The sequence below is a fragment of the Streptomyces sp. NPDC020917 genome, assembly GCF_044333795.1.
GTDB lineage: Bacteria > Actinomycetota > Actinomycetes > Streptomycetales > Streptomycetaceae > Actinacidiphila.
The window spans coordinates 1-17129 of the sequence record NZ_JBIRRR010000029.1 but is presented as its reverse complement, the minus strand read 5'-3'; the positions used below and the strand labels follow the sequence as shown (position 1 = coordinate 17129).

13 protein-coding genes are annotated in these 17129 nt (G+C 74.1%); 3 read left to right on the top strand and 10 right to left on the bottom strand.

The features are described 5' to 3' along the window. Positions 1-43: 43 nt before the first annotated feature. The 7 genes from ACH4TG_RS38015 to glmS all read right to left on the bottom strand — a co-directional run bounded on the left by ACH4TG_RS38015 (position 44) and on the right by glmS (position 11067). Positions 44-1429: a S8 family serine peptidase gene (locus ACH4TG_RS38015; RefSeq protein ID WP_398247371.1), complete on the bottom strand. Its 1386-nt coding sequence runs from the start codon at positions 1427-1429 to the stop codon at positions 44-46. A 2-nt stretch (positions 1430-1431) separates the two neighbouring features. Further along, complete coding sequence (locus ACH4TG_RS38010; RefSeq protein ID WP_398247369.1) at positions 1432-3429, bottom strand: hypothetical protein; 1998 nt, start codon at positions 3427-3429, stop codon at positions 1432-1434. Between the two features lie 43 nt (positions 3430-3472). Beyond that, positions 3473-3637 carry a hypothetical protein gene (locus tag ACH4TG_RS38005; RefSeq protein ID WP_398247368.1) on the bottom strand — a complete coding sequence of 55 codons (165 nt, stop codon included), beginning with the start codon at positions 3635-3637 and terminating at the stop codon, positions 3473-3475. Between the two features lie 315 nt (positions 3638-3952). After that, on the bottom strand, positions 3953-6871 hold the full coding sequence (locus tag ACH4TG_RS38000; protein ID WP_398247366.1) for an ATP-binding protein: 2919 nt from the start codon (positions 6869-6871) through the stop codon (positions 3953-3955). 299 nt (positions 6872-7170) lie between these two features. Then, a complete protein-coding gene (locus tag ACH4TG_RS37995) occupies positions 7171-8610 on the bottom strand; it encodes an NAD(P)H-hydrate dehydratase (RefSeq protein WP_398247364.1) in 1440 nt (479 codons plus the stop codon). Positions 8611-8854: 244 nt separating this feature from the next. Then, entirely contained in the window at positions 8855-9223 is a 369-nt protein-coding gene (locus ACH4TG_RS37990; protein WP_398247362.1) for a holo-ACP synthase, read from the bottom strand. After that, complete coding sequence (gene glmS, locus ACH4TG_RS37985) at positions 9220-11067, bottom strand: glutamine--fructose-6-phosphate transaminase (isomerizing) (RefSeq protein ID WP_398247360.1); 1848 nt, start codon at positions 11065-11067, stop codon at positions 9220-9222. The genes ACH4TG_RS37990 and glmS overlap by 4 nt, the downstream gene beginning before the upstream one ends. Before the next feature lie 109 nt (positions 11068-11176). Here glmS and coaA point away from each other — a divergent pair, with 109 nt between their 5' ends. Together coaA and ACH4TG_RS37975 are read left to right on the top strand one after the other, a co-directional pair. Beyond that, on the top strand, positions 11177-12145 hold the full coding sequence (coaA, locus tag ACH4TG_RS37980) for a type I pantothenate kinase (protein WP_398247358.1): 969 nt from the start codon (positions 11177-11179) through the stop codon (positions 12143-12145). 15 nt (positions 12146-12160) lie between these two features. Further along, the gene (locus ACH4TG_RS37975) at positions 12161-13090 is read left to right on the top strand and encodes a DUF389 domain-containing protein (protein ID WP_398247356.1); all 930 of its coding nucleotides are present in this window, start codon (positions 12161-12163) and stop codon (positions 13088-13090) included. 13 nt (positions 13091-13103) lie between these two features. Here ACH4TG_RS37975 and glmM read toward each other — a convergent pair whose 3' ends face one another. The 3 genes from glmM to rplM form a co-directional block, all read right to left on the bottom strand. Then, the gene (glmM, locus tag ACH4TG_RS37970; protein ID WP_398247354.1) at positions 13104-14462 is read right to left on the bottom strand and encodes a phosphoglucosamine mutase; all 1359 of its coding nucleotides are present in this window, start codon (positions 14460-14462) and stop codon (positions 13104-13106) included. Between the two features lie 252 nt (positions 14463-14714). Beyond that, positions 14715-15230, bottom strand: coding sequence for a 30S ribosomal protein S9 (gene rpsI, locus ACH4TG_RS37965; protein WP_398247352.1), 516 nt, complete (start codon positions 15228-15230; stop codon positions 14715-14717). A 39-nt stretch (positions 15231-15269) separates the two neighbouring features. Next, the gene (gene rplM / locus ACH4TG_RS37960; RefSeq protein WP_398247350.1) at positions 15270-15713 is read right to left on the bottom strand and encodes a 50S ribosomal protein L13; all 444 of its coding nucleotides are present in this window, start codon (positions 15711-15713) and stop codon (positions 15270-15272) included. Between the two features lie 355 nt (positions 15714-16068). Here rplM and ACH4TG_RS37955 point away from each other — a divergent pair, with 355 nt between their 5' ends. Further along, entirely contained in the window at positions 16069-17025 is a 957-nt protein-coding gene (locus ACH4TG_RS37955; RefSeq protein WP_398247348.1) for a LysR family transcriptional regulator, read from the top strand. Positions 17026-17129 lie beyond the last annotated feature (104 nt).

Genomic DNA, 17129 nt, shown 5'->3' with positions numbered 1-17129 from the left:
GACCGCGGGTTCGGCAGCGCGGTCTGCTCAGTACCGGCCTGTCTCAGTACCGCAGGGACGCCAGTCCGTCGGGCGAGCCGAGGCCGGTCGGGGCGTCGTAGCCCGGGAGCGAGGTGCACAGGTAGCTGGTCACCGGGCACTCGTGGCCACTGCCGGGGATGCTGACGCTTGCGCCGCCCGCGACGTCGTTCAGGTGGTCGGGGTGCGCGTACAGGCCCGAGGCGTCCTTGACGGCCGCCGCGGGACCGGCCATCACGTACATGGCCGCGACGAGCGGGGTGGCCGCGCTGGTGCCGCCGGCGTGCAGCCAGCCGCCGGGCAGGCCGTCACCGGGGTCGGGTGTGCTGTCGTAGATCGCCAGCCCGGTGTACGGGTCGGCGACCGCGGAGACGTCGGCGACGGTCCGGCCGGGGCAGGCGGTGTCGTGCTGCCAGCCCGGCTTGTCGACGTGCGCCGAGCAGGCCGCTCCGGCGCCCGAGGGGCGCTTGGTCGGCCCCCACGCGGTCTCGGTCCAGCCCCGCGCGGTGTCGCTGCGGGTCAGCGAGGTGCCCCCGACCGCGATGACCGTGGTGAGGTCCGCCGGGTAGGGGGCGTCCAACTGGTAGCCGGAGTCGCCGGACGCGGCGAGGATCGGCACGCCGGGGTGGTCGTAGGAGGAGATGTTGGCGGGGATGCCGCCCTTCGACGTGGCGGTGTTGTCCCACACCGTGGTCTCCGCGCCGCTGTAGCTGTTGGAGACCGCGTCGGCGCCGAGCCGCACCGCGGTGTCGACGCCGTTGCCGAGGTTGATCCCGCTGGCGAAGTCGGTCTCGACCAGCAGGATGTTGCAGTCGGGGCAGGCCGCGGAGACGGCCTCCACGTCCAGGCTGATCTCCACCGCCCAGCTCACGTCGACCGAGGGCAGGGGTGCGGCATTGCCCCGCTCGTTGACCTTGCGGAAGCAGCCGTTGTCCGTGGTGCACGGCGGCAGGCCGTAGGTGGAGCGGTAGACGGCGAGGTCGGCCTCGACGGTCGGCGCGTCGTAGGCGTCGACGATGGCGACGGTCCGGCCCTTGCCGGCGTGCGCCGCCACGTCGGCGCCGATGTTGTACGCCGACTGGAGGTCCGCCGGGCCGTAGCCGTCGGGCAGCGCGGCCTTGCTCCTGGCGGTGAAGGACCGCGCTCCGGTGGCGGAGGTGTCCGGCATCACCTCGGCCTGGCAGGCGAGCTGGCCGGGCGGCGGGGCGGAGCAGACGGCAACCGGGGCGGTCGCGGCGGCAGTTGCGGGGGCGGTGCTGTCGCCGTCGTCGCCGAACGAGGCCGGTGAGACGACCGCGAGCAGGCCGAGGACGGTACCGGCGACCGCCACCGAGCCGACCAGCGGCCGGAAGAGACGGGGCTTCTTCGCGTAGGACGTCACGGAGGGCTCCTGGGAAGCTGGGGTGGTCATGGTCACCGCACCTCGTAGGCGTGCGGCAGCACCTGGTCGATCCGGTTGCCCTGGGCGTCCCACGCGGCGAGCTTGAAGGACACGCCTGACGCGTCCGCGGGGACGGTGTAAGCGGCCCGGAAGGCCCCGTTGGCGCCGGTCACGTGCAGGTCCTGCCAGCTCTTGCCGTCGTCGTACGACACCTGGAGGGTGGCGCCGGTGACCGTGGAGCCGGTCGCGTACTGCTCGCGCGTCACGTCGAGGTGGACGGTGTGCGGACCCGCGGTGAGCCGGTGCTGGAGGTCGGCGTCGGTGGAGGTGTCGGCGAACAGCAGCGGCAGCGCGGCGCAGCCGGCGTCCAGCCCCTGGCACGGCACCCGGTCCGGCAGGGCCCTGCCCTTGCCGGGCTCGGCGGTGAAGGTCCACGTCGTGTCGGTGCTCGGCGCCAGCGCGGCGTCGGGGCGCAGGGTCTGCTGCCGCAACTGGTAGGTGGCGCGGCCCGGCGGGACGTCGACGCTGACGCCGTACAGGCTGCCGGTGTCGCTGGCCAGGAGCTGGCCGTCGCGGGTCAGGGTGACGGTGCCGGCGTCGCCGTCGAAGCGCATGCCGACGGTGCCGGGCGTGCTGTCGCTGTCGGCGCCGATGCCGAAGACCATGGTGTCCGCGTCCGCGCACGCGCCGCAGCCGACCGAGCTGCTGCCGGTGTCGACCGGCACGCCGGGCCGCGGGGCGTCGGCCTCCCACATCTCGGAGCGCCGGTCGCCAGCGCGGTAGACGGTGTCCTTGCCGGTGAGCCTGACGTGGGTCTGCTCGTCCTCCACCTCGGTGTGCCAGTTGAGGTCGGCGGAGCCGCTGATGTACTCGGTGCGCTCCGTGCCGGGCGGGCGGAACTCGAACCCGGTGGCGTACTGCTGCCCGCGGCCCCGGGCGAGCCACACCGGCGTCACGGCCTGGACCACCAGGTCGATGCCGTCCGGACCGGTGGGTGCGGAGAGCGTCCTCGCGACCGTCGCCAGGGACTTCGGGTCGACCGAGGTCGGGTACGAACTCGGCAGGTGGTCGTAGGAGTTGGCCACATGGTAGGCGTACGGCTGAGGCGCGTCGGCGGGCGACGCCAGGTCGGCGGTGGCCACCATGGTGAACCGGCCGCGCTTGGCCGGGGCCGTGGAGTTGAGGGTGAAGCCGTGCGGTTCCGCGCCCATCCGCTGGACGCGCAGGACCAGGCCGCGGGCGTCACCGCTCGGTGTGCCGTCGCTGGCGTAGATCGACAGGCCGGTGTTGGTGAGCTCGGCCGGGCGCGGCGTGGCGGGCACCGGGATCTCGTGGGTCGAGGTGCGGGCGTCCAGGGTGAGGGTGCTGCCGTCGCCGACCGTGACGTTGGGATCGACGGTGATGTGGTTGTCGTTGACGTAGACGGCCTCGTAGTGGCCGACGGGCACGCTGACCTTCAGGGTGCCCTGGCTCGCGATGAAGACCATGTCGGAGTTGGCGTAGTCGGCGTTGTCGACGTCGATCAGGAAGAGCTCGCCGTCGCCGATGGGCTGGCTGTCCGCGTAGATCAGGTGCACGGTGAGCCGGCCCATGGCGTAGGAGCCGTGGCCGGCCGCTGCCGTCCTGGCCGAAGCCGGGGCGAACGCGTCGGTGCCGCAGGCGCGTTGGGCGAGCGCGGTGGTGTCGTAGGCGGCCAGGCCCTTGGTGCCGGCCTGCGCCGCGGCGCCCTGCGGGACGAGGTACTGGTGCCCGCCGTTGGAGAAGGCGAGCATCGTCTGCCCGGTGGCGGCCGGATCGGTGAGTCGGGCGCCGTCACGGGTGACGGTCGCCTTGAGCCCTCCGGGCAGGGTGACCTGGCAGTCGGCGGCCCCGCCCTGGGCGGCGGAGGTCCGGACGAAGGCGGAGGGCGGCGGCTCCTGGGCATGGGACGCGGGCACGACGAACAGGCCGCAGGCCGCGGCGAGTCCGAGGGCCACCGCGGTGCTCGTGCGGTGCCCGGTCAGGGGTATGGAACGTGGCAGTCGTTTCAACGCGGGGTTCACCTTTCGGTGTTCGGGATCCCGGGCCGCCCGGTCACAGGGGCTCGTAGCCCGTGAACGGGTCGTCGTCCGGTTCCGTCGGGGGCCGGTTCTGCGGGTCGGGATCGGTCTGCTCCTCCCCGGACGGCGCCTGGCCGTCCGGGGGAAGGGGCCCGGTCGGACATCCCTCGCGGGCGGTGTCCTCACCAGAGCGGCTCACTGTGCTGGTCTCCGTCGGCTGTCGCGGGGGAAGGCGGTGCGCAGGTGAGTATGGCGACGCCCGGGGTCCGGGAACGATGCGTCAAGTGACCTAAAATTCGCCGGGCCCGGCCCCCACCCCGCACCCCCGTCCCGGCCGCCGGCGGCCCACCGATCGGCCGTTTTGCGCAACGTTCCCCTGCGGGGGGCGGGTTGGGCCGCGGATCGGACCGCGAGGCCCGAGCCCGCCACGGCCCCGTCCCGGCCGGGAACCGCCCGCCGGTCGGCCCGACTGCGCAACGCGCCGCCGCGGAGGGCGGGTCGGGGACCGGATCGGTCAGGGGGTGGGGGCGGGGGTGACGCCGGACTGGAGGGCGGCGACGGCGAGCGCGGTACGGGACTTGACCCGGTACTTGCGCATCGCGGAGTTGAGCTGGGCGGCGACCGTGCGCGGGGAGCGCGAGAGGGACCTGGCGATGTCGGGGGTGGACAGCCCGGTCAGCATCAGCCGGACCACCTCCAGCTCGCGCGGCGACAACTGGTCGCCGTAGCCGCGCCGGCCGCCGCGGGACGCCGGCCGGTCGCGGGCGGCCACCCGCTGGGCGTCGCGCTCGGCACCGAGGGCGCGCAGCCCGGTCTCGACGGCGGCGAGCAGATCGGCCGCCTCACCGTCACGACCGGCCGCGGCCAGCGCGACGGCCCGCCGCTCCCGGGCGAGCAGGGCGGCGTAGGGCCGCGGCAGCCGGTCCCACCCGGCGGCCGTGTCCTCCCACTGCTCCGCGGCGCGGTCAGCGGGTTCCCGGACCTCGGCCAGCCAGGCCCGGCACGCGGCCAGCGACGCCTCGGCGGCCGGCGCGGTGCAGCCGCGCAGCCCCCGCGCGTACCGGGCGACGAGGTCGGCGGCCTCGTCGGTGCGGCCGGCGGCGAGCAGCGCCTGGACGCGGACCGGGGCGATCTCGGCGGCCCACAACCAGATGCCCTTGCGGGTGACGACCCGCATCCCCTCGTCGGTGAGGGCGAGGCTGTCGGCGACGCGGCCCTCGGCGAGCCGCAGCGCCGCGAGGGCGGCCGTGGGCTCCAGCGGCACGTCGACGATGCCGCGGCGCGCCCCCTCGGTCAGCACCCGTGCGAACCTCCCCTCGGCCAGGGCGAGTTCGGCGGCGTCGGTGGAGGTGGCCGAGGTGAGCAGTGCGGTGATCAGCCCGCCCTCGAGGAAGATCACCGGATCCTCCTCGATGGCGGCGAGCGCGGCGGCGCGCTCGGCCAGGCCCGGCCAGCGCCCGGCGTGCCAGTCGAGATGGGCCAGGGTCACCGCGGCCATGTCCCGCATCCGCAGGTGCCCGCTCGACGCGCCCACCTCGACGGCCCGCTCAAGGCGTCGCCCTGCCTCCGCGTAGAACCCCCAACGCATCGCGGCGTCACCGATGTTGAGGTCGGCCCTGATGACGCTCAGCAGGTCGGCCGGCCGGTCCGCCGTCTCCGGGATGCCGGCCGCGACGTCCCAGCCGCCCGGGTCGCCCATCTCCAGCAGGGCGGTCACCCGGTCGACGCGGAACGGCAGCCGGCGGTCCGCCGGGACCCGGATCTCGACCAGTTCGACGGACCTGTCCAGCCACCGCCGGTGCGCGGAGACCGGCCAGTCCGCCCCGGCCGGGCGGCTGAGCGAACTCATCGCCGCTGCCGCCTCGTACGGGTGGTCGTCGAGGTCGCCGATGGCCTGCTCCAACTCGGCGGCGCCGGCCGCGTACTGCCCGGTCTGCATCAGCATCCGGCCCAACTGGGCGCGCACCTCGCCGCGTTCGGACTGGGTCAGGGCGGCGCCGCCGTCGAGCAGGGCACGCAGCACGCCGAGCAGTTCGGTGCTGCCGAGGTAGCCGGAGAACGCGAACACGGGGAACTTCCGGCACAGCCGGGCGACGTCCCCGGCCGGCAGGTCGCCGGCGGACAGCAGCGCGTGCAGGGCGGTGACTGCGGCGGGCTGGTCGCCCGACGCGAGTGCGAGGTCGGCGGCGCGTTCGGTGTAGTGCCGCCAGGCGTCGGTGTCGCCGGCCTCCCCGAAGTGCCGCGGCAGCCGGGCGATCGGGACCGGCGACAGGGTTTCCAGGGCCCGGCCGGCGCGATGGTGCAGGGCGCGCCGCTCCCCGCCGGGTATGTCGTCGTAGACGGCGCGGGCCGCCAGCAGATGGCGGAAGTGGACCCGCCCGCCGGGGTCCTCGACCAGCGCCCTGGCACGGACGGCCGCGGCGAGCGCGTCCCGCGCTCGGTCCTCGGGCAGCCCGGAGACGGTGACGAGCACCGCCGGGTGCACGGCCTCGGCCAGGACCGCGGCGGCCCGCAGCACCTGGCGGTCGTCCGGGCCGAGCCGGGCGGCGCGTTCCAGGACGGCGTCGCGGATCGTCGGCGGCACCTCGATCTCGGTGAGGGTCCTGCGCCGCCACTCGCCGCCGCGCCGGATCAGGTCCGCGCGGTCGTCCAGCAGGCGCACGGACTCCTCCAGGGCGAGCGGCAGCCCGGAGGTGTGCTTGTGCAGGAACGTGGCGAAGGCGTCGGAGACATGCTCGTCGTGCAGCATCGACGACACGAACTGCGCGGTCTCGGCGACGCTGAGCGGGACGAGCGCGATCCGGGTGTGGACGGTGCCGGGCACCGGTCTGCCCAGCAGGCGCAGCAGTTGGGACCCGGCCGGCACGTCCTCGGGACGGTAGGTGAGCACCAGGCTGAGCCGGTCCGCGGCCGGCCGGGTGGCCAGGAACAGCAGGAAGTCCAGGGTGGCCGCGTCGGCCCAGTGCGCGTCCTCGACGACGAGCACGGTGGTGCCGCAGGCGGCGAGGAGTTCCTGCAGGGCGCGGAAGAGGCGGTGCCGGGCGGCCCCCGCGTCGTCGAGCCGTTCCGGCGCGGGCGGCAGGGCGTCCGCCCACTCGGGGAACAGCGGGCGCAGCGCTCCGGCCAGGGCGGAGAGCCCCAGCCCGGCCACCCCGGTGCGGGCCTCGCGCACCGCGTCGACGACCGGGGCGAGCGTGAGGGTGTCACGGAACGGCGGGCAGCCCGCCACCAGCACCCCGTCGAGCCCGGGTGCGGCCAGCACCTCCTGGAGCAGCCGGGTCTTGCCGATGCCCGCCTCGCCCTCGACGAGGACGGTCGCGGGAGTACCGGCGGTGAGGCTGCGCACGGCCCGGTCGAGCTCCGCCGACCGCCCGACGAGCCGGGGTCCGCGGACCGCGGGCAGGCCGTCAGGGACCGCCGGTTGCTCCGCCAACGCCTTGCCCTCCCTCCGCAGCCGCCACCCGTGCCGGACGGGCCCGGCGACGGACCATTGTGTCCCGCCGGGCCGGCGCTGACCAGGGAACACCTCCCGGCCCGCGGGCGGACGGCGAACGGCGGGGCCCGCACCAGGGCGCGTACACGAGCCCGTTCAGGGCGCCGACCGCGCGTCTGCGGCCGGGCACGCGCCCGTCCGCTTCCCGTACGGGGGTGCCGCGCGCCCGTCCGCTTCCCGTACGCGGTGCCGCAGGACAACCCGGGACCCGGGACCGAGCCGGGGCGGCAAGTACCGTGTCAGGAAAGGACGTTGCGCCAGGCGGCGGGCAGGGCTGCGGCCACGTCGAGCGCGGACAGCGGGCCCTCGACCAGCCGCGCGGCGAGCCCGTGCAGATAGGCGCCCGCGGACGCCGCGTCCAGCGGGGCGAGGCCGGCGGCCAGCAGGGAGCCGGTGAGCCCGGACAGCACGTCGCCGCTGCCGGCCGTCGCCAGCCACGGCGTGCCCGTCGCGTTGACCCGCACCGGCCGCTCCGGATCGGGGCCGGCGACCAGCGTCGTGGACCCCTTGAGCAGCACCGTCGCCCCGAACATCCCCGCCAGCTTCCGCACCGCGTCCAGCCGCCCCGCCTCGACCTCCGCGCGGGCGGTCCCGAGCAGTGCCGCCGCCTCTCCCGCGTGCGGGGTCAGCACGGTCGGCGCCCGCCGCCCCCGCACCGCGTCCGCGCCGATCAGCCGCAGCCCGTCCGCGTCGACCAGCACCGGCACGTCCGAGGCCAGCACCTGCTCGACGGCGGTGCGGGCCTCCGCCGAGTCGCCGAGGCCCGGCCCGACCACCCACGCCTGGACGCGCCCCGCGGCGTGCGGGGAACCCGTGGAGACCAGGGTCTCCGGGTGCGCGGCGAGCACCGCGTCGCCGCCGGGGCCCACGTACCGCACCGCCCCCGCGCCGGCGCGCAGCGCCCCGGAGACGGCGAGCACGGCCGCGCCCGGGTAGCGCTCGGAACCCGCCGCGATGCCCACGACGCCCCGCCGGTACTTGTCGCTCTCCCCCGTCGGCTGCGGCAGCAGCGCCGCCATGTCCGCGTGCTGCAGCGCTTCCAGCGCGGGCGCGCCGAGGTCGCCGCCGAGCCCGATGTCGATCAGCCGCAGGGCGCCGGCCAGCGCGGCCGCCGGATCGACCAGCAGGCCCGGCTTGTACGTGCCGAAGGTGACGGTGATGTCGGCGTGGACGGCCGCGCCCTGCACCTCGCCGGTGTCGGCGTCGACGCCGCTGGGCAGGTCGACGGCGACCACGCCCGCGCGGGCCGCGTGCGCGGCCTCGGCCAGCGGTACGGCCTCGGGCCGCAGCCCGCCCTTGCCGCCGATGCCGGTGATGCCGTCCAGCACGAGGTCGGCGCGGCCGATCACCGCGGGGCCCTCCTCGGCGCCGGCGGCCCGCCCGCCGGCGGCACGCAGCGCGGCAAGACCCTCCGCGTGGGTGCGATCCGGGGCCAGCAGCACCGCGGTGACCTGCGCGCCGCGCCGGGCCAGGCGCGCTCCGGCGTACAGCGCGTCGCCGCCGTTGGAGCCGCTGCCGGTGAGGACCGCGACTCGGGCGCCGTAGACCCGGCCGAGCGCGTCGGCGCAGACCGCGGCGAGTCCGGCCGCGGCCCGCTGCATCAACGCGCCCTCCGGCAGCCGCGCCATCAGGGCGCCCTCCGCCGCCCGCACGGTCTCCACGGTGTGCCCGTACCTCATCTGCTGCCTCCCGCCGTCACCGCGCCCGCACCCGCGAACACCACCCTCCCCACGCTCCCACGCCCGAAGGGAGTCCACGAGTTTGCTCGGGCCTCCTCCTCACTCCCCACGCGGACGGCCTCGTACCTCGCCCGCCCACTCCGGGAGCTCGCGCGTCAGCCCACACCCCCCACGCTCGGGCCTCCTCCTCACTCCCTACCCGGACGGCCTCGTACCTCGCCCGCCCACTCCGGGAGCTCGCGCGTCAGCCCTCGGCGATCACCACTGCGGAGGCGACGCCCGCGTCGTGGCTGAGGGAGACGTGCCAGTGGAGGACGCCGAGGGTGTGGGCGCGGGCGGCGACGGTGCCCTTGACGGTGAGGTGGGGGCGGCCGTCGTCGGAGGTGGTGACCTCGGCGTCGAGCCAGTGCAGGCCGGGCGGGGCGCCCAGGGACTTGGCGAGTGCCTCCTTCGCCGCGAACCGGGCCGCGAGCGAGGCGATACCGCGCGGCTCGCCGGAGGGCAGCCGCAGTTCCGTCGCGGTGAACAGCCGCTCGGCCATGCCGGGAGTGCGGTCCAGCGCGGCCTGGAAGCGGTCGATCTCGGCGACGTCGATGCCGACTCCGACGATCACTCGACGGTCACCGACTTGGCCAGGTTCCGCGGCTGGTCCACCTCGTTGCCGCGCGCCGTCGCCAGCTCGCAGGCGAACACCTGCAGCGGCACCGTGGTCACCAGCGGCTGCAGCAGCACCGGCGTCTGCGGCACCCGCACCAGGTGGTCCGCGTACGGGACGACGGCCTCGTCGCCCTCCTCGGCGATGACGATCGTGCGGGCGCCGCGCGCCCTGATCTCCTGGATGTTGGACACCATCTTGTCGTGCAGCACCGACCGGCCGCGCGGCGACGGCACCACCACGACGACCGGCACGCCCTCCTCGACGAGCGCGATCGGCCCGTGCTTCAGCTCGCCCGCGGCGAACCCCTCGGCGTGCATGTACGCCAGTTCCTTGAGCTTGAGCGCGCCCTCCAGCGCGACCGGGTAGCCCACGTGCCGGCCGAGGAACAGCACGGTGTTGCGGTCGCTCAGCGAGCGGGCCAGCTTGCGGACCGGCTCCATGGTGGTGAGCACCTGCTCGACCTTGCCGGCGATGTCGGCGAGTTCGCGGACCACCGCCTGCACCTCGTCGCCCCACTGGGTGCCGCGGGCCTGGCCGAACCACAGGGCGACCAGGTAGCACGCCACCAGCTGCGTCAGGAACGCCTTGGTGGAGGCGACCGCGACCTCCGGCCCGGCCCGGGTGTAGAGCACCGCGTCGGACTCGCGCGGGATGGTCGAGCCGTTGGTGTTGCACACCGCCAGCACCTGGGCCCCCTGCTCGCGGGCGTGCCGCAGCGCCATCAGGGTGTCCATCGTCTCGCCCGACTGGCTGACCGCGATGACCAGGGTGCGCCGGTCCAGGATCGGGTCGCGGTAGCGGAACTCGCTGGCCAGCTCCACCTCGCAGGGCACCCGCGTCCAGTGCTCGATGGCGTACTTGGCGATCATCCCGGCGTGGAAGGCCGTGCCGCAGGCCACGATGACGATCTTCTGGACCTCGCGCAGCACCGTGTCGGGGATGCGGACCTCGTCCAGGGTGAGCCGGCCGGCCGCGTCGATCCGGCCGAGCAGGGTGTCGGCGACCGCCCGCGGCTGCTCGGCGATCTCCTTGAGCATGAAGTAGTCGTAGCCGCCCTTCTCGGCGGCCGACACGTCCCAGTCGACGTGGTAGGGCCGGATCTCGGCGGGGCTGCCGTCGAAGCCGGTGACGGTGATGCCCTCCCGGCGCAGCTCCACCACCTGGTCCTGGCCGAGCTCCACGGCCTCGCGGGTGTGCGCGATGAACGCCGACACGTCGGAGGCGAGGAAGTTCTCACCCTGGCCGACGCCGACCACCAGCGGCGAGTTGCGGCGGGCGCCGACCACCACCTCGGGGTCGTCGGCGTGCACCGCGACCAGGGTGAACGCGCCGTCGAGCCGGCCGCACACCTGGCGCATGGCCTCGGCGAGGTCGCCGCACGAGGAGAACTGCTCGGCGAGCAGGTGGCCGACGACCTCGGTGTCAGTCTCCGAGCCCAGGTCGTGGCCGCGTTCGGCGAGTTCGGCGCGCAGCTCGGCGAAGTTCTCGATGATGCCGTTGTGGACCACCGCGACCCGCCCGGCGTTGTCCAGGTGCGGGTGGGCGTTGCCGTCGGTGGGCGCGCCGTGCGTGGCCCAGCGGGTGTGCCCGATGCCGGTGCGGCCGTCCGGCAGCGGCTGCCGGGCCAGCTCCTCGCGCAGGTTCGCCAGCTTGCCGGCCCGCTTGGCGACCGCCAGGCCGCCGTCGGCCAGCACCGCGACCCCGGCCGAGTCGTACCCGCGGTACTCCAGGCGTTCCAGCCCGGCCATCACGACGTCCAGTGCGCCCTGCCCGCCGACGTACCCCACGATGCCGCACATGCGCGCCAGCTTACGACCTGCCGCGCCCCGGGGCCCGGGGACCTGACGGACGGCCAGTGACGCAGACCACCCGTTCCCCGGCGGGAAAGCCGGGCCCCGGCACAGGACAATGAGGCCCGTGCCCACCACCACCGCCACCGCCCCCGCGAGCCCCTACGTCGACCTGACCCGGGACCAGTGGAGCGCGCTGCGCGAGCGCACCCCGCTGCCGCTGACCGCGGAGGAGGTCGAGCAGCTGCGCGGCCTCGGGGACGTGGTGGACCTCGACGAGGTGGTCGACGTCTACCTGCCGCTGTCCCGGCTGCTCAACCTCTACGTCGGCGCGCACAGCGGCCTGCGCGGCGCCCTCAACACCTTCCTCGGCGAGGGCGCGCAGCCCGGCACGCCGTTCGTCATCGGGGTGGCCGGCAGCGTCGCGGTCGGCAAGTCCACCACCGCGCGGCTGCTCCAGGCGCTGCTGGCCCGCTGGCCGGAGCACCCGCGGGTCGAGCTGGTCACCACCGACGGCTTCCTGCTGCCCAACGCCGAACTGCACCGGCGCGGCCTGATGTCCCGCAAGGGCTTCCCGGAGTCCTACGACCGGCGGGCGCTGACCCGCTTCGTCGCCGATGTGAAGGCCGGCAGGCCCGAGGTCAGCGCCCCGGTGTACTCGCACCTGATCTACGACATCGTGCCGGACGAGCGGCTGGTGGTGCGCCGCCCGGACATCCTGATCGTCGAGGGCCTGAACGTGCTGCAGCCCGCGCTGCCCGGCAGCGACGGCCGCACCCGCATCGCCCTCGCCGACTACTTCGACTTCAGCGTCTACGTGGACGCGCGGACCGAGGACATCGAGCAGTGGTACCTGGGCCGGTTCCGCAAGCTGCGGCAGACCGCGTTCCAGGACCCGGACTCCTACTTCCGCAAGTACACCCAGGTGCCGGAGGACGAGGCGCTGGACTACGCCCGTCTGATGTGGCGCACCGTCAACCGCCCCAACCTGGTGCAGAACGTGCTGCCCACCCGCGGCCGGGCCACCCTGGTCCTGCGCAAGGGCCCGCAGCACAAGGTGCAGCGGTTGTCGCTGCGCAAACTCTGAAGGGAAGCCTGCCGCGTGCTGCATCTGCGGATGATCGTGCCGTCCGACCGCACCGACGCCATCGCCGGACTGGTCAGGGGCACCGTCGGCGCCACCCATCTGACCGTGCTCAGGGGCGCCGCGCTCGACCCGCCGGGCGACGTGCTCACCTGCGACGTGGCACGGGAGGCCGCCGACGGGCTGCTGGCCGAGCTGCGCTCGCGCGGGGTCGCCGACGCCGGCGCGATCGCCGTCGAGGACATCGACCTGACCCTGTCCGGGAGCGCCGACCGCGCCGAGGCGGCGGCCCCCGGCGAGGGCGCCGACGCGGTGCTGTGGGAGTCGCTGGTCGAGGAGACCCACGAGGAGTCCACGCTCACGTTCACCTATCTGGGGTTCCTGACCGTGGCCACCATGCTCGCCGCCTACGGCGTGATGCTGGACAGCTCGATCCTCATCGTCGGCGCGATGGTGGTCGGCCCGGAGTTCGGCCCGCTGGCCGGGATATGCACGTCGGCGGTGCGGCGCGACCGCCCGCTGCTGCTGCGCTCCCTCACCGCGCTGACCGTCGGGTTCCTGGTGGCGGTGCTGCTGACCGGCGCGTTCAGCGGCCTGATGGACGTCTTCGGGCTGTTCACCCAGGCGCGGTTCGACGCCCCGCATCCGGCGACCGGGTTCATCTGGCAGCCGAGCTGGGACTCGTTCGTGGTGGCCCTGCTCGCCGGGGTGGCCGGGATCCTGTCGCTGACCTCGGCCAAGTCCGGTGCCCTGGTGGGCGTCGCGATCTCGGTGACGACGGTGCCAGCCGCGGCCAACGCCGCACTGGCGCTCAGCTACACCAACTGGCACGAGCTGCGCGGCTCGACCGCGCAGCTCGCCGTCAACCTGGCCGGCATCGTGCTCGCCGGCACCGTGACGCTGCTCGCCCAGCAGTGGTTCTGGGCCAGGCAGCGCCGCGGGACGTGAGCCCGGGCGGGCGTCAGCCCAGGGCGGACTTCACGACGTCGGCCAGGCGGCCGGCCACCGCGCGGGCGTGGTCGATGTCGGCCGCCTCGACCATGACCCGCACCAGCGGCTCGGTGCCGGAGGGCCGCAGCAGCACCCGGCCGGTGGAGCCCAGCTCCGCCTCCGCCTCGGCGACCGCGGCGGTCAGCTCCGGGCTGCTCGCCACCCGGCTCTTGTCGACGTCCGGGACGTTGACCAGCACCTGCGGCAACCGGTCCATCACGGACGCCAGTTCGGCCAGCGGGCGCTCGGTGGAGGCCACCCGCGCGGCCAGCAGCAGGCCGGTCAGCGTGCCGTCGCCGGTGGTGGCGTGGTCGAGCACGATGACGTGCCCGGACTGCTCGCCGCCGAGCGCGTAGCCGTTCTCCTTCATCGACTCCAGCACGTAGCGGTCGCCAACCGCGGTCTGCACCAGCTCGATGCCCTCGCGCTCCATCGCCAGCTTGAAGCCGAGGTTGGACATCACGGTGCCGACGACGGTGTTCTTGCGCAGCGCGTCGCGCTCCCGCAGCGACAGGGCGAGGATGGCGAGGATCTGGTCGCCGTCCACCTCCTCGCCGGCGTGGTCCACGGCCAGGCAGCGGTCCGCGTCGCCGTCGTGGGCGATGCCGAAGTCCGCGCCGTGCTCGACGACCGCGGCCTTGAGCAGTTCAAGGTGGGTCGAGCCGCAGCCGTCGTTGATGTTGAGGCCGTCGGGCTGGGCGCCGATGGTGATCACCTGGGCGCCGGCCCGGGAGAACGCCTCGGGCGACACGCGGGCCGCGGCGCCGTGCGCCTCGTCCAGGACGATCTTCAGGCCGTCGAGCCGGTTCGGCAGCACGCCGATGAGGTGCGCCACGTACTGGTCGAAGCCCTCGTCGTAGTCCTTGACGCGGCCGACGCCGGCCCCGGTGGGACGGTTCCACGGGGCGCCGGTGCGGTGCTCGTCGTACACGTCCTCGATGCGGTCCTCCAGCACGTCGTCGAGCTTGTGGCCGCCGCGGGCGAGGAACTTGATCCCGTTGTCCGGCATCGCGTTGTGGCTGGCCGACAGCATCACGCCGAGGTCGGCACCCAGCGCGCCGGTGAGATACGCCACCGCAGGGGTGGGCAGCACACCGACCCGCAGGACGTCCACGCCCGCGCTCGCCAGGCCGGCCACGACGGCGGCCTCCAGGAACTCACCCGAGGCCCGCGGGTCGCGGCCGACCACCGCGACCGGCCGGTGCCCGGCGAAACTGCCCGCCTCGGCCAGGACGTGCGCCGCCGCGACCGACAGCCCGAGGGCCAGCTCGGCGGTCAGGTCCTCGTTGGCGATGCCCCGCACTCCGTCGGTGCCGAAGAGTCGTCCCACAGTATTTCCTCCGATGATCTGTGCGGTGGTGCGGCCGTCCTTCGGCGCGACGCCCCCTGTGACGCCCGGCGTCCTGTGACCCGTGGCCCGCGTCCCCGGCTCGGGGACATGACTCAACCATCCAGCACGCAGGGTCATATCAACAGACATATACGCCGGTTCCCGGTAATGCGAACGCCCCGGAGGCACCAGAGTGTCTCCGAGGCGTTCGATGCGCCGGGCGCGGGATCGGTTCCCCGCGCCGGAGGCGACTTAGCGCTTGCTGAACTGCGGCGCCTTGCGCGCCTTCTTCAGACCGGCCTTCTTCCGCTCGACCGCGCGGTCGTCACGGGTCAGGAAGCCGGCCTTCTTCAGCGGGCCGCGGTTGTTGTCGACGTCGGCCTCGTTGAGCGCACGGGCGACGCCCAGACGCAGCGCACCGGCCTGGCCGGAGATGCCGCCGCCGCTGATGCGGGCGATGACGTCGTAACGACCGTCCAGCTCGAGCACCTTGAAGGGCTCGTTGACTTCCTGCTGGTGCACCTTGTTCGGGAAGTAGCCCTCAAGGGTGCGGCCGTTGATCTTCCACTTGCCGCTGCCCGGGACGATCCGGACGCGGGCGATGGACTGCTTGCGGCGGCCGGTGCCGGCAGCCGGCTGCGGGTCGCCGAAGCGCGAGGCGAGCGACTCGGAGGTGTACTCCCCCTCGACGGACTCGGACTCGAAGGTCGTGATCTCCTCGTAGGACTCTTCGCCCTCGAGCGGGGTCTCGGCGGTGGTCTCAGCCACGATTCTCCTCAGATTCTTTCTGGTAGCTGGTGGCCGGGACTACTGCGCGACCTGGGTGATCTCGAACGGGACCGGCTGCTGGGCCGCGTGCGGGTGCTGGTCACCCGCGTAGACCTTCAGCTTCGAGAGCATCTGACGGCCCAGGGAGTTCTTCGGGAGCATGCCCTTGACGGCCTTCTCGATGGCCTTCTCGGGGCTCTTGGCGAGCAGCTCGTCGTAGCGCACCGAACGCAGACCGCCCGGGTACCCGGAGTGGCGGTAGGCCATCTTCTGGGTCTTCTTGTTCCCGGACAGGTGGATCTTGTCGGCGTTGATGACGATGACGAAGTCGCCGGTGTCGACATGGGGGGCGTAAATGGGCTTGTGCTTGCCCCGCAGGAGGGTTGCGGCCTGGGAGGCCAGACGGCCCAGGACGACGTCCTGCGCGTCGATGACGTGCCACTGGCGCTGGACATCGCCGGGCTTGGGGCTGAACGTACGCACGGTCGTAGCCTTCGCTTCTTCTCAGTAGTGGTTTCCCCGGGGTCGCGCGGACCAGGGGAAGGGGTCCTGACAAGGCCACCCGGACGATCACGACAGCCTTGGCGGCGCACGGGGACGCAACCCGTTCGCCTGCCGCTGGTCATCGGCCCGGTGGACCGGCGTAAGGGCCCCTCACGTGAGATAGAGCAAGCCAATACGCATAACGAACCGCAAGCCTACCGTTCCGCCCCCACGAGGGTCAAAACGCGGCAGGACCGCGCCTGACAGCCCCGACCCGCGGGTAAGGTGTGACCGGCGCCACACGATCCGCCACTGCCGGGACGCGGCGGACGCGTGGCCCGTAGGGAGGCTGGGGTTGACCCCGACGCAGTTGCGGGCCTTCGCGGCCACCGTACGCCTCGGCTCGGTCAAGGCCGCGGCAGCGGACCTGGAGGTGACCGAGGCCGCGGTGTCGATGCACATAGCGCACCTGCGCAAGGAACTCGGCGACAGGCTGTTCACCCGGGTCGCCTCCGGACTGGTCTTCACCCCCGGCGGGCTGCGGCTGGCCAGCCGGGCCATCGAGATGCTCGGGCTCCAGGACCTCACCGTGCGCGAGGTCAGCCAGGCCGGCTCCGGCCGCCGGCTGCTGCGGCTCGCCGCCTCCAGCCTGTTCGCCGAACACGCCGCGCCCGGCCTGATAGACCTGTTCGCCGGGCGTGCGGACGACCTCAGCGTCGAGCTGAGCGTGCACAACGCGCAGCGGTTCGCGCATCTGCTGGTGACGCGGGCGGTCGACGCGGCGATCGGGCCGCGGCCCGCCACCCTCGACGAGTCCCTGTCCTGCACGCCCTTCCTGAACTACCAGGTGATCGCCGTCGTCGGCGGCGCCCACCCGCTGGCCGGCCGGCAGGCGAGCGCGGCCGAACTGCAGGAGCAGACGTGGCTGCTCGGCCCGTCCGCGGCCAGCCGCACCGGGCTCGTGCCGTCCGTGCTGCGGCGGCTGGGCATCCCCGAGCGGAACCAGCGCATCTACCAGAGCCATGCCGCGGCCGTGGAGGACGCCAAGCGCGGCGGCGGCCTCGCGCTCGCCGTCTCCTTCTCCGTCGGCAAGGACCTCGCCGCGGGCGACCTCCGGCAGGTGGCCGGACCGCACCTCCCCGCGCGCGGCTCCTGGCACCTCCTCGCCCTCGCCGGCCAGGAGGCCGCCTCCACCGCCTCCGAACTGCGCCGCTTCGTCGCCACCCCCCGCGCCACCCAGGCCATGCTCCGCGGCTCCGGCGTCACCGCAGGCCGCTTCAGACCCGCGGTGCACGTGACGCTGTGGACGTGACTGTGTGGTGCCCTTTTTTGCCGGCCTCTCGCCGCCGGGCCCTTAGACCCGGTGTCTGCCGGTCGATCGTGCTCGCTCGCTCCTTCGTCGCTCACTGCGCGCGT